The 13184-nt window shown below is 60.6% G+C and carries 13 protein-coding genes; 3 read left to right on the plus strand and 10 right to left on the minus strand.

Features of this window, described 5'->3' with window-relative positions; translation table 11 throughout:
* Positions 1-3: 3 nt before the first annotated feature.
* The 5 genes from ubiU to norR form a co-directional block, all read right to left on the minus strand.
* Positions 4-999, minus strand: a complete 996-nt coding sequence (ubiU, locus tag QRN31_RS23825; RefSeq protein ID WP_285434920.1) for a ubiquinone anaerobic biosynthesis protein UbiU — start codon at positions 997-999, stop codon at positions 4-6.
* A 122-nt stretch (positions 1000-1121) separates the two neighbouring features.
* Positions 1122-2357, minus strand: coding sequence for a molybdopterin molybdotransferase MoeA (locus QRN31_RS23830; protein WP_285434921.1), 1236 nt, complete (start codon positions 2355-2357; stop codon positions 1122-1124).
* Positions 2354-2908: a molybdenum cofactor biosynthesis protein B gene (moaB, locus tag QRN31_RS23835; RefSeq protein ID WP_285434922.1), complete on the minus strand. Its 555-nt coding sequence runs from the start codon at positions 2906-2908 to the stop codon at positions 2354-2356. The genes QRN31_RS23830 and moaB overlap by 4 nt, the downstream gene beginning before the upstream one ends.
* Positions 2909-3023: 115 nt before the next feature.
* Positions 3024-3671, minus strand: a complete 648-nt coding sequence (gene pdxH / locus QRN31_RS23840; protein ID WP_285434923.1) for a pyridoxamine 5'-phosphate oxidase — start codon at positions 3669-3671, stop codon at positions 3024-3026.
* A gap of 88 nt (positions 3672-3759) precedes the next feature.
* Positions 3760-5289, minus strand: coding sequence for a nitric oxide reductase transcriptional regulator NorR (gene norR, locus QRN31_RS23845; protein WP_285434924.1), 1530 nt, complete (start codon positions 5287-5289; stop codon positions 3760-3762).
* 155 nt (positions 5290-5444) lie between these two features.
* Here norR and ytfE point away from each other — a divergent pair, with 155 nt between their 5' ends.
* The gene (gene ytfE, locus QRN31_RS23850; protein WP_285434925.1) at positions 5445-6119 is read left to right on the plus strand and encodes an iron-sulfur cluster repair protein YtfE; all 675 of its coding nucleotides are present in this window, start codon (positions 5445-5447) and stop codon (positions 6117-6119) included.
* A gap of 74 nt (positions 6120-6193) precedes the next feature.
* Here ytfE and QRN31_RS23855 read toward each other — a convergent pair whose 3' ends face one another.
* On the minus strand, positions 6194-6631 hold the full coding sequence (locus QRN31_RS23855; RefSeq protein ID WP_140678151.1) for a hypothetical protein: 438 nt from the start codon (positions 6629-6631) through the stop codon (positions 6194-6196).
* A gap of 28 nt (positions 6632-6659) precedes the next feature.
* On the minus strand, positions 6660-7850 hold the full coding sequence (locus QRN31_RS23860; RefSeq protein WP_285434926.1) for an NnrS family protein: 1191 nt from the start codon (positions 7848-7850) through the stop codon (positions 6660-6662).
* A gap of 573 nt (positions 7851-8423) precedes the next feature.
* Here QRN31_RS23860 and QRN31_RS23865 point away from each other — a divergent pair.
* Positions 8424-9107 (plus strand): Crp/Fnr family transcriptional regulator, encoded by a 684-nt coding sequence (locus QRN31_RS23865; RefSeq protein WP_008156275.1) that lies wholly within the window; start codon positions 8424-8426, stop codon positions 9105-9107.
* A gap of 5 nt (positions 9108-9112) precedes the next feature.
* Entirely contained in the window at positions 9113-9304 is a 192-nt protein-coding gene (locus QRN31_RS23870) for a protein DnrP (RefSeq protein ID WP_502942518.1), read from the plus strand.
* Positions 9305-9321: 17 nt separating this feature from the next.
* Here the strand turns inward: QRN31_RS23870 and QRN31_RS23875 are convergent, their stop codons facing one another.
* The 3 genes from QRN31_RS23875 to QRN31_RS23885 all read right to left on the minus strand — a co-directional run bounded on the left by QRN31_RS23875 (position 9322) and on the right by QRN31_RS23885 (position 13114).
* Positions 9322-11163 carry a nitric oxide reductase activation protein NorD gene (locus QRN31_RS23875; RefSeq protein ID WP_285434928.1) on the minus strand — a complete coding sequence of 614 codons (1842 nt, stop codon included), beginning with the start codon at positions 11161-11163 and terminating at the stop codon, positions 9322-9324.
* A 79-nt stretch (positions 11164-11242) separates the two neighbouring features.
* Positions 11243-12670: a cbb3-type cytochrome c oxidase subunit I gene (locus QRN31_RS23880; RefSeq protein WP_285434929.1), complete on the minus strand. Its 1428-nt coding sequence runs from the start codon at positions 12668-12670 to the stop codon at positions 11243-11245.
* A 3-nt stretch (positions 12671-12673) separates the two neighbouring features.
* Positions 12674-13114 carry a c-type cytochrome gene (locus QRN31_RS23885; protein ID WP_010460184.1) on the minus strand — a complete coding sequence of 147 codons (441 nt, stop codon included), beginning with the start codon at positions 13112-13114 and terminating at the stop codon, positions 12674-12676.
* Positions 13115-13184 lie beyond the last annotated feature (70 nt).

Raw genomic sequence — 13184 nt, forward strand, 5'->3', positions numbered from 1 at the left:
CCCTCATTGCCATGATCGATGGTAAGCACCCAGAGTGGTCTGGCTGCCCTCGGACAAACCGGCGAGTACCCGACGCCATTCGTCCTTCACCCGAAAATTGCCCGGCGAGCCGCGGTGGGCATCCAGTGCCGCACGCCAGACGCGGGTCACTTGTTCGACATAGGCCGGGCTGCGTTGGCGGCCTTCGATTTTCACCGCTGCAACGCCGATGGCCGCCAATTCAGGCAGCAAATCCAGGGTGTCGAGGCTGGTGGGTTCTTCCAGCGCATGAAAGCGTTTACCACCGACCAGGAAGCGGCCTTTGCACAAGGTCGGGTAACCGGCGGGTTCGTCAGGGGTGTAGCGGTCGATCAACACTTCACTGAGCCGTGCGCTCAAGCCTTCGGCGTCATCGCTCCAGCGCACGGCCTTGGCCGGCGAGCAGACACCGCACAGGTTCGGCGACTCGCCGGTGATGTAGGAAGACAGATGGCAACGTCCTTCGGCCATGATGCACAAGCTGCCGAAGCCAAAGACTTCGATGGGCACCGGGCTGCTCGTGGCAACCTGACGCACCTGTGCCAACGACAACACCCGTGGCAGCACCGCGCGACGAATGCCATAGCGCTGCGCATAGAACTCCAATGCGGCGGCATGGGTTGCCGAGCCTTGGACCGACAGGTGCAACGCCAGTTGCGGATACCGCTGGCTGGCGTAGTTGAGCACGCCGGGGTCGGCGGCGATCAGCGCATCCACGCCGAAATCGGCAGCGCGATCAACCGCGCGTTGCCAGCGTTCCCAGCCTTTGGGTTGCGGGTACGTGTTGACCGCGACATAGAGTTTGCGTTGGTGCTGGCGGATGTGCGCGACGGCGGCGTCGAACTGTTTGTCGTCCATATTGAGCCCCGCGAAATGTCGGGCATTGGTGTCATCGCGAAAACCGACATAAACAGCATCGGCGCCTTGGCGCACCGCCGCTTTTAGCGCAGGCAGGTTCCCTGCCGGGCAGACCAGTTGCATGGGTAATCCTCATGGAAAAACGCGTCTGGACCCTCCCTCGATGCCTGTGGCGCAGCGATCGAAAAAGGCGCTGCCAGTCTAGCGAGACCGGCAGACACAGCCTTGACGGTAATCAATTGCCCTCAATGCATCAGTTCGGCAAAGGGCAGGAACATCACGTTGTCGTGCTTGCGTACTTGCTGTTCGCACTCGATCACTGCCAGCCCATCGGCCCAACACGCGGCGGTCAACATGGCAGAGCTTTGTTGAGGGTGCAGTTCGACGCTCAAGTGGCCGTTGGCATCAGGCGTGAGCCTTGCCCTCAGGTACTGCCGGCGCTTGTTGCGCTGCAACCAGTCGAACCCGGCCGGCACGCCCAATGGCACCGGCAGCACGTCACTCACGCCCTGAGCCCTGAGCAGGAACGGACGCACCACCACCAGCGCGGTAATCAGCGCCGCCGAAGGATTGCCCGGCATGCCGATCCAGGGTTTGCCGGCCACTTCGCCGAAGGCCAGTGGTTTTCCCGGCTGAATCGCCAGCCGCCAGAAATCCAGGCTGCCCAGTTCTTCGATCGCCTGTTTGAGATGGTCTTCCTCACCCACCGAAACGCCACCGGAACTCAACAGCAGGTCGCACTCCGAAGACGCCAGGCTCAAGGCATGCCGGCTCGCCGCCAGCTCATCGGCCATGACGCCATAGTCATGCACCTCGACGCCCCAACCGCTCAATAACGCTGCGAGGCAGTAACGGTTGCTGTTGTAAATCTGTCCGGGCGCCAACGGATCGCCCGGTTCACGCAGCTCGTTGCCGCTGCTGAGCAGGCACACCTGCAACGGCCGATAGACCTCGACCCGCGCAATACCAGCGCCGGCCAGCAACCCCACTTCCTGTGCACGCAAGCGCTTGCCGGCCTTGAGCAACAGATCGCCTCGACGGACTTCTTCGCCCTTCTTGCGCACGTGATCGCCAACCTTCACAGGAGGGAACCCGACGCGCTCGGCCTCGATCCGGCAGCGCTCTTGGGGCACCACCGTGTCGGCACCCGGAGGCAATGGCGCACCAGTAAAAATCTGCACCGCCTGCTGCGCGATCAAGGGCGAGTGTGCCGAATCGCCTGCCGCAATCCGCCCGCCAATCGACAAATAGCCACCCTGCGGCGGGAGGTCAGCGGCCCTGAGGGCAAAGCCGTCCATGGCGCTATTGTCCCAGGCCGGCAGGTTCACCGGGGAATGAATATCCGCCGCCAGCACCCGCCCTAAGGCTTGATCCAGACTGACCCTTTGCATCGAAGGCGGCGGCGGTGCCAGCTCCATCAAACGGCTGATGGCCTCGTCCACGGGCATCAGATGGCCAAGGTCGCACACCCGACCGGTCATGAACGTGGCTCGCAGAAGTCGATGGCCCGCGGCCCTTGCGGTTTCAAATGCGGGGCGAAATTGCAGGGGCCGGTGCGGCTGTCCAGTTGTTCGAGCAGGATCTGGTTCCAGGCGGTTCGGCAGGCACCCGGCGAGCCCGGTACGCAGCACACCAGCACGCCGTTGCTCATCCCCGCCAATGCCCGGGATTGCAGGCTGGACATGCCGATTTCCGCCAGGGACACCTGACGGAACAGTTCGCCGAAGCCTTCCACGTGTTTATCCAGCAACGGCAGGACCGCTTGTGGAGTGTTATCGCGTGCGGTGAAACCGGTGCCGCCGGTCATCAACACCACTTGCACCGAGGGGTCGGCGATCCAGTGGGAAACCTTGGCGCGGATCTGATAAATGTCGTCCTTGACCAGACCTCGATCGATCAGTACGTGCCCGGTGGTTTGCAGCAAATCGGTCAGGGTCTGTCCCGAGGTGTCGGTGTCAAAGGTGCGCGTATCGCTGATGGTCAGCACGGCAATGTTCAGGGGTTCAAACGTGCGTTGCGCCAAATGGGCCATATCCAAGCCTTCCCGTAAATGAGGGTATGGGACAAAGCCTGAACTGGAATTCCCAATGAGCCTATTCCTCAAAGGAGGTACCTCTACAGGTTCTGCATACGTGTGATCATGGATTTCAAGGCGCCAGGCGGCTGCGATGCCAAGTGCCGTCGCGCAACCGGTAATCGAGACGGTCATGCAAGCGGTCGGCACGGCCTTGCCAGAATTCCAGGCGATCAGGCTGCAAGCAGTAGCCGCCCCAATGCTCGGGCCGCGGCACGGTCTGGCCGGCAAACCGTTGGGTGGTTTGTATCAACAGCGATTCAAGCTCGGTCCGATTGGCCAGCGACCGACTTTGCGGTGAAGCCCAGGCGCCCAGACGACTGTCCTGCGAGCGGGAATCGAAGTACGCATCCGACAGCGCCGGGGCGAGCCTGGAGACCTGGCCTTCGATACGCACCTGACGCTCCAGTCCCGGCCAGAAAAAAGTCATGGCCGCATGCGGGTTGGCGGCCAGTTGCTGGCCCTTGTCACTCAGATAGTTGCCGAAAAACGTGAAGCCTTCATCGCTGAAGCCCTTGAGCAACAGGACCCGGCAGTGCGGGCGCCCTTCACTGTCGACGGTCGCCAACACCATACTGTTGGCTTCGACAGGCGCGCGCTCGGTGTCGCGGGCCAGTTTCATCCACTGTCGGAACATGGCCAGCGGGTCGTCCAGCGCAGCCTCGTCTTGCAGGCCAAAAAGGGTGTAGTTGCGGCGCATCTGTGCCAGGGAAAGGGGCATGACGGTGATCTCCAAAAAGGTTCTACCCAGTGTGCGAGACACCGCGCAACATCACCTTGACCACCATCAACACTGAGCATGCCCCGCCTTATTTGAGGCGCAGACGCCGCGCCAGTTTGTGCAGGTTGCTGGGATCGACTTCCAGGATCCGCGCGGCGCTGGCCCAGTTATCCCCGGACAGGCTCAAGGCCTGGAGAATTTTCTTGCGCTGGTAATCGTCGACCGCTTCCCCCAGGGGCTGGAACGGCGCCTCAACCGTTTCGTCCAGAGGACTTTCGACGACCGCGCCCTGCCCGCCCATGGCGCTGTCGAGGTCCAGAATCTCTGGTTCCAGCGTCATGATCAGGGTGCGACTCGTGCCGCGGCTGAGCTGCTTCAGCGCGGCTCGGCTGATCACATGTTCCAGCTCGCGCACGTTGCCTGGCCAACTGTAAGTCAGCAGCGCTCGCTCGGCAGCCGGCGACAGGCGCAAACCGCGCAAGCCAAGTCGCGCCCGATTCAGTTCAAGGAAGTGCCCGGCCAGCATCAACACATCGTTACCCCGTTCGCGCAGCGGCGGAATCGGCACCGGGTAGACCGAGAGCCGGTGATACAGATCGGCCCGAAACAAGCCGTCGCGGATGCTGTCCGGCAGGTGCCGGTTGGTCGCGGCGATGATGCGTACATCGACGTGCAACGGCTTGTCGGCGCCGAGGCGCTGGATCTCGCCGTTCTGCAGGGTGCGCAGCAGTTTCGCCTGCACCGCCAATGGCAATTCACCGACTTCATCGAGAAACAGCGTGCCTCCGTTGGCGGCATCGAAACGTCCGGCACGGTCACTGGTGGCGCCGGAAAACGCACCTTTGACATGGCCGAACAATTCACTCTCCGCCAGAGATTCCGGCAAAGCGGCGCAGTTGACCTGCACCAGCGGCTTATGACTGCGACGCGACAAGCGATGCAAACGCCGAGCGAACAGCTCTTTGCCGACGCCGGTCTCGCCCAGCAGCAACACCGGCAGCTCGGAATCGGCCAGTACATCCAGCTCATTGAGCAACTGGTGCAGCACTTCACTTTGCCCGAGGATTTCGCCTTCGTCCGTGGGCCTGCGTACGTCTTGAATATCGCTGCGGGACAAGCGCAGGCTGCGGTTTTCCTGTTCCAGTCGGGTGACTCGTACGGCGGCTTCGATCTGCAAGGTGCAACGCTTGAGCTCCTCCCGCGCATGGCTGTCGAAGGTCCCGGCGTGCAGCGCATCGAGGGTGATCGCGCCCCAGATGCGCCCCTCCACATACAGGCTCACGCCCATGCAGTCGTGCACTGGCATCGGTTCGCCGGCATGTTCGTCAAGCAAGCCGTCATAGGGATCCGGCAGGCGACTGTCGGGCTCGAACCAGGTGGGTTCGCGCGACGCCATGATCGCCGCCAGCCGCGGATGCTGGGCGATGACAAACCGGCGCCCCAACGCTTCATGCACCAGCCCGACCGTCGCGACGGGCCTGAGGCTGTCGTCATCCAGACGCAATAAACCCACGGCGCCACTGTTGAAGTACTCGCGCAGGGTCTGGACCAATCGTTGCAACCGCACGGCATTGGGCAACTCGACAATCAGGTCGGCCGCCAGGCTTTCACGCAGCATGGTAGTTATTACCCTCTATGGTTGGATTCACCCTAAAGCGTCCGGGTGTCTATCACCACAACTAAAAATTAAGCCATATTTTTCAATAGTTTATATATGGCATGCCGAATGCACTGAGCCTGGAGAACTGTTGAAATCAAAACAAGGAACCCCTGATGAGCCTGACTCTATTGGAACAAAGCCTCGGCCAGCTGGCCTGCGACATTCCCGGCGCCACGCGGATTTTTCACACCTTCAAACTCGACTTCTGTTGTGGCGGGCATAAAAGCCTGCGTGAAGCGGCTGCGGGCAAAGACCTCGACCCCGTCCCGATTGCCGATGCGCTGCACCGGCTGCAAGACACCGGCGAAACCCAGCACGACTGGCGAAACGAACCGTCAGAGCTGCTGATCGCCCACCTTCTGGCGCGCTACCACGCTCGCCACCGCGAACAACTGCCGGAACTGATTCGCCTGGCCCGCCGCGTCGAGCAGGTCCATGGTGCGCGCAGCAGCTGCCCCAACGGCCTGGCGGATCTGCTGACCGACATGCAACAGGAACTCGAAGGCCACATGCTCAAGGAAGAACAAGTGCTCTTCCCGATGCTGCAACAAGGCATTGGCCCTCAGGCTGCACCGCCGATCCAGGTGCTGCGCTTTGAACATGATCAACATGGCGAAGCATTGGAAAGGCTGCTCGCGCTGACCAACAACATCACTCCGCCGGCCGACGCCTGCAACACCTGGCGTGCCCTGTATCGCGGGCTGCTGGAGTTTCGTGATGACCTGATGCAACACATCCATCTGGAAAACAACGTGTTGTTCGTCAATGCCCTTAAACCTCGCCACTGATCGATTGCCGCTCACACCCGACCCGCGCCAACCCATCGGTTGACGCGGGTTTGTCTGTCAGGGATGTCGGGCGATCAACCGTGCCAATAGAACATGGCCTTGGCCAGGATCACGATCAAGACCATGTGCCCGAGGATGCTGCGGCGAATCCAAGTGGCGCGGGTCGTGGTAAGGCGTGCGCTTTTCAGCCAGTACGCCAGCAGGAAGTAATGGCCGATGATGCTCAAGGCCAGCAATATCTTCAGGCTCAGCAACGTGCCAAAACTGCTCGCCAGCGGTTGACTCAATACGCCACGGTGTTGCCACGCCAGGCTGATGCCGGCGCCATACAACAGCAACACCACGCCATGCAACACCTTACGCGAACGCACTGCAATCGCTTGATCGGCGCCCGTTTGCGCGCTAACCGCCACCTGCTGGCGGGCGTTATGCCAGATCACCACCTCGAAAAACAACGTGCCGATGAAGGCAATCGCCGCCAGCAAGTGAGTGACCAGTAAAAAGGGATACATCACTGGCAGCCTCCATCAGTTCACGTGGTTAGCCCGGATGACCGTCCACCCTGGACCGCAACAGCATCGGCCCATAACGCCAGGCATACAGTGCAAACGCCAGCGTCCAACACAGGCCGGCCAGCCACAACGCCGGCAAGGGGAAAAACAGGATCAACACGACCCGGCTCAAACAGGCCAGGTTGAGCAAAATGAACGCCAGCGTCATGCCCGACGGCGGTTCCAGCGCACGGCCGGTGTGGCCCAGGCTGACCCGCGCAATCATCGCCAGCACCAGGCCGCCTATTGCGCCTATCGTCAGGCAATGCACCGCCAGACTCGGGTTAATCGGCACACCGAAATGCCACAGCGCCATGCCTAGACAGGCCACCGCCAACCAGGCATAAGCCAGGTACAACGACCACAGCAACGGCACGCGCCACAGGGCACGATCATGCCAGCGAACCAGGCGTACCAGATGCCCAGCGGCCAACCCGGCGAACAACAGGCCCACCCAGAGATTGGGGTCGAGTGCAGGTCCCGCGGCATACAACAACGCCACCAGCGGTGAGCCAATCAACAGCAGCCAATCCAGCCACGGCCAGGGAGTCACACCATCGACCTTGCCGAGGCCGCGCTGGATGAAAAACGGAATGACGCGGCCGCCGATCAAACCCATCATCGCCGCCACCAGCCAGAGACCGGTCAACACGCCTTGACGCTGCCAGCCTTCATGACCTGCGACCAGGCCGAACAGGGACAAGCCGTCGGCCGCCGCTAACAACACCAGCACCACCACAATCGGGTAGTTACGTTTCTGCCGCACCTTCCACAAGGTGAAACCCATGAGCGCGGCCAGCGCCAGCGGGAACGCCAGTTCCAGCACCCCCAACACCGGCAACGGTGCATTGACCAGCCAGGCCACGCGCGCCAACAACCACAGCAACGCCAGCACGGCCAGCGGGTGCCCGCTGATGCCGGGGCGACCGGTCCAGGTCTGCACCGCCGTCAGCAGAAAGCCCGCGATGATCGCCAGGCCGAATCCGAACAGCAATTCGTGTCGATGCCAGCCCAGCCAGCCACCGGCCGGCTGCCAGTCGGAAAACACACCACTGAAGGCCGCCAGCCATAGCGGAATGACCAGCACCGCCAGCAGGCAGCCAGCGAGGAAAAATGGCCGAAAGGCCAAACGTAATAGCGGCGCGATAGCCATCGCTTTACGGCGGTCGAGCACTTGCATAAAGCCACTCCTTTACCTTGCTGCTGACCTGACGCCAACCCACAGGCGTCTAGGCAAGTCCGGGGGCAATCATCGGGTATTGACGATTGATTGCCTTTGTCGCAGATCAAGTGTGCAAAGGGCGTGCCCTGCAGCTTTCCCGTATTCCTGTGGCGAAGACCTTTGCCCTTGTGGGAGCGAGCCTGCTCGCGATGACAGCGGTACATTCAGCATCCATGTCGGCTGGCCCGCCGCTATCGCGAGCAGGCTCGCTCCCACAAGGGCGTTTGACTTAGGGTACAAATGACCGTTTTAGGGTTGTTTAAACCCTAAACCTCGTGGTCGTTTTTACCCTCCCATCTGACAAACCCAGTAAACAAAGGCCTCCGGGCATGGCCCGCGTCTTGCTCAATGGTTCAGGAATTAAGGAAACCTTGATCCTTCTCGATCCCCAGGAGTCGTCATGAAAAAAGTCATCCAGCCATTGGCCTGGTTTGTCGTGTTGACCTCGGTGCTGGCGTTGGCCAGCGGTGTCTCGCTGGGCCTCGTTTGACTAGATCGTCATCCCCTTCTCAAACTTCAGGATGAATTCTTATGGTGCTTCATCGCGTCCATCACCAGATTCTGCGCAGTCATCACTTATTCGAGCCGTTGAACGAAGAACAGCTGGATGAGTTGATGAGTACCAGCCATTTGCTGAGCATCGACAAAGGTGAACCGTTGTTTCGCCAGGGCGAGCCGGCAGACTCGTTCTATTTCGTGATTGCCGGCGCGGTGAAAATCTATCGCCTGACGCCCGACGGGCAGGAGAAAGTGTTTGAGGTGATTGGTGACCGGCAAACCTTCGCCGAAGCGATGATGCTGATGGACACCCCAAACTATGTGGCCTCGGCCGAAGCGATCTGTCCCACTCAGCTCTATCGGTTGTCCAACAACACCTACATGCGCCTGCTGCAAAGCAACAGCCGCCTGACCTTTGCGCTGCTCGGCAAGCTGTGCGTTCGTTTGCATCAACGGGTCAACGAAATCGAAACCCTGTCACTGAAAAACGCCACCCACAGGGTCGTGCGTTATCTGCTGACACAACTGGTGCGCCAGCAAACCGTTGACAGCCAATTCGAACTGCCAATGGCCAAGCAACTGATTGCCGGGCATCTGTCGATCCAGCCGGAAACCTTTTCGCGGATCATCCGTCGCCTGATCGATGAAAACATCATCACCCAGGACGGCCGCCAGATAGCCATTCTCGATCGCCTGCGCCTGGAACAGTTCGAGTGAGTGCCATGCCCGTCTGTTTGTATTGCCAACGCACCAACCCCGCACAAGAAACCGAGTGCCGCCAGTGCGGCATGCCCCTGCCGGCATTGGCCGCACGCGCTGCGCAACGTCGGCTGCGTCGGTTCATGTGGTTCTGCATCGGCCTGACGATCTTCTGCGTGACGATGTTTTTCTGGCTGCCACGCAGCATCAGTTGATGCTGCGTGCTCCCCCTTCAAGGTTGGGTCAACTGACGATACAACTGCGGCAAGCGCAGGGGTAATTGCTCGGGCTGGCGGATCAAGGTGTAGCCATTGGCGCCGAACATGTAAGGCAGGTAATCCCCGGCCTCGCGATCAATCGTGATGCAAAACGGTGTCAGCCCCTGGCGCCGCGCCTCCAGCACCGCTTCGCGGGTGTCTTCAACACCGTAACGCCCCTCATACAAGTCCAGATCATTCGGCTTGCCATCGGTGAGCAGCAGCAACAGTTTGCTGCGGCGCTTGCTCTTGCCCAGCAGTTGGGTGGCCTGGCGGATGGCGGCGCCCATGCGGGTGTAGTAACCCGGCTTCAGCCCCTGAATGCGGCCTCGGGTGTTGTCGTCATAACGCTGGGTGAACGACTTGAGTTCCTGCATGCGCACTTGCTGACGACGCAGTGAGGAAAACCCGTACAGGGCGAAGTCATCACCCAGCACCGACAAGGTTTCGCCGAACAGCAGCAGACTGTCGCGGATGACATCAATGACCCGGTGTTCATCGTTCAGGTGCGCATCGGTGGACATCGACACATCGGCCAGCAACAAGCACGCCAGGTCGCGGCGGGTCTGGCGTTGTTCCATGAACAGACCGCGCTCGGCGCACTGGCCATGCTCGCGTTCAACGTGAAAATCCAGCCAGGCCTGCATGTCCAGTTCAGACCCTTGAGGCTGCTGGCGTAACCATTGGCGATCGTTGCGCAGGTGTTCGAACTGACGCCGCAGGCGGTGCGCCGAGTTTTTCAGCCGTGGCGGCAATGGTTGCGCCTCACAGTCGCGGGGCACCATCATTTGTAGATTGACGAAACTGTCCTGCATTTGTTTTTTGCGATAGTCCCACTCCGGCAACTTGATGCCCTCGCCCAGGGGAATATCGTCGACATCAGCCGGCGGCAAATCCAGGTGCAACTTGAGGCCGCCGCCCTTGCGCAGACGGGTGCGCGACAGGCTCAGTTCGTCCAGGTCTTCGGCGACTCTGGCGGCGTCCGGATCTTCGCTATCGTCCGACCAGCGATCCAGGTCCACGTGTTCGGTCCAACTGAACAGGTTCTCCAGACGCACGATTAACAACCCACCATCGCGGTTGCCTTCATCGATCCGCTTGGCGCGTTTGCTTCCGCCTTTCTGTTCGCCGGGCGGGGTCGTCAGCGATTCTTCCGACTCATCACCCAAGTCAGCTGCCTGCGGGTTGGCGAGGTTTTGCGGCGGGTACAACCACAGCGGCAGCGGCCATGCGGCCCGTTCGCTGCGGGGGAAATGTTCGACACTCCCGGGCTCGCGCAACGCCTGGCATAACGCCCGTTCCAGGGCCGCTTCGCCACGACTCAATGTGGCCGGATCCGGACGCAATTGCAGGTGAGCATCGACCAGGCGTTTGTACCGGGCACGCAACGCGGGATAACGCCGCAACAGCAGTTGCGTCCAGCGTTGATTGTCCCGTCCCCAGTGCCGCATCTGACCGGCCTGCGCCGCGAGCAATGCGAGCCAACGATAGAGTTCCTCGTTCAGTGCGACTTCAGGAAACACCGCGAGGTTCGACGGCAGACGAAGGTTGCTTGCATCACACCACGCCAGGGGCACTTGCTTGCAGGTGCCGGCGATCTGTTGCAACACGTTGCGGCGCAACAGCAGATCGCGGTCGCTGGCGGCTTCCACACCAACACCGTTGGCGCCGCCCATGGCGCGGAACAACAGCGCCAGCGGGCGTTGCTGGCTGGTCAGTTCGACGCGCGCCTCGGGGAAATCCGGGCTGGCACGTCGGGTGATGAAGCGGTGCCAGACACTGCCTACCCATTCTTCCAGCTCGATGGTAAAGGCCATGACAGTTGCCCTTTTCTGTAAACCACAAAAACGGCCCGCTGTATCAGCCGGGCCGACCTTTTCTAGCCGTTACACCGGCTCATGAAGGAACCACCGCAGCCGGGGCGCGCAACGCTGCGCGGCCACGTTGCTTGAAGCTGAACAGGTAACAGAGCAGTCCCGCAAGGAAACCCAGACCGGCGCCGAAACGGGCCCAGAACAGCACCTGCAGATGTTCGACAGTGGCCATGAATGGCAACGCGACACCATCGACTTGCCAGCGTTGAAGGTAAACCTGAACAACTCCGGCTGCGGTGAGGAACAGCGTGATCATCACCATCGACAGGGTCATCAACCAGAAGCCCCGGATTTCGAGGGTCTGTGAGCGCTCATCGCCTGCTTCACCCAAGCCGCGCAGTCGTGGCATGGCGTAGCTGATCAAGGTCATCACGATCATCGCGTAGGCACCGTAGAAAGCCAGGTGGCCGTGCGCCGCTGTCAGTTGCGAACCGTGGGTGTAGAAGTTGACCGGAGCCAGGGTATGCAAGAAGCCCCAAACACCAGCGCCGAAGAACGCTGTGACGACGGTTCCCTTGGCCCACAGGGTGGCGGCACGGTTCGGGTGTTGCCGGCGACGCTTCTTAACCATGCTGAAGGCGAAGATCACCATGGCCAGGAAAGGCAGCGGTTCGAGTGCAGAGAAAATCGAGCCGACCCACAACCAGACCTCCGGCGCACCGATCCAGAAAAAGTGGTGACCGGTGCCGATGATCCCGGTAATCAGCGCCATGGCGATGATCACATAGAGCCATTTCTCCACGACTTCCCGGTCTACACCGGTGATCTTGATCAGCACGAACGCGAGCATCGAACCCATGATCAGTTCCCACACGCCTTCCACCCAAAGATGCACCACCCACCACCAGTAGAACTTGTCACGGGCCAGGTTGCCTGGGTTGTAGAAGGAGAACAGGAAGAACACCGCGAGCCCGATCAACCCGGTCATCATCACCATGCTGACGGTGGTCTTGCGACCTTTGAGCAGGGTCATGCCGATGTTGTAGAGGAAGCCCAGGCACACCACCACAATGCCCATCTTGGTGATGGTCGGTTGTTCCAGAAACTCCCGGCCCATGGTCGGCAGCAGTTCGTTGTGGGTCAGCCTGGCCAGGCCGGCATACGGCACCAGCAGATAGCCGAGGATCGTCAACACACCCGCGGCGGCAAAGACCCAGAACAGGATGATTGCCAGTTTCGGACTGTGCAGTTCGCGGTCGGCTTCTTCTGGAATCAGGTAATAGGCAGCACCCATGAACCCGAACAGCAGCCAGACGATCAGCAGGTTGGTGTGCACCATCCGCGCCACGTTGAAGGGAATGATCGGGAACAGAAAGTCCCCTATCACGTATTGCAGGCCCATGATCAAACCGAACAGCACCTGACCGAGAAACAGGATCAGAGCAAACACGAAGTACGGTTTGGCCACGGCTTGCGAGGCGAATTTCAGATGCGGATTAGCAATGCTCATCGCTTAGCCCTCCTTGTTTGGCGGCCAGCCATTGGTGTTGATGTTCGAGCTCCATTTGAGGAACTCGGCGATGTCATCCACCTCCTGGTCACTCAATTTGAACTGTGGCATCGCGCGCCGGCCCGGTACGCCCAGCGGCTGCATTTTCATCCAGGCATGCAGGAAGGGTTTGAACCCCGCCTCCCCGCCGCGACGCTGGAACACGTTGCCCAGTTCAGGCGCGAAGTAGGCGCCCTCGCCCAGCAGCGTGTGGCAGCCGATGCAATTGTTTTGCTCCCAGACCAACTTGCCGCGCACCACTGATTCGGTGAGCTGCGCTTCATTGCTGCGGGCCGGAAAGGTCTGTTCCGTGTGATAGGTCAAGGCCAGGAATATCAGGAAGAAGAAGATGCTTCCCCCGAAGTAGATATTCCTGGCCATGCCTTTGGTGAAGGTCTCTGACATGGTCGCTTCCTCTTTGCTTGGCCCGTCCATGATAGGAAGCGAAGGGTTGAAACCTGCTTGATGGCGATCA

The sequence above is a fragment of the Pseudomonas sp. fls2-241-R2A-110 genome (assembly GCF_030209165.1).
Lineage (GTDB): Bacteria > Pseudomonadota > Gammaproteobacteria > Pseudomonadales > Pseudomonadaceae > Aquipseudomonas.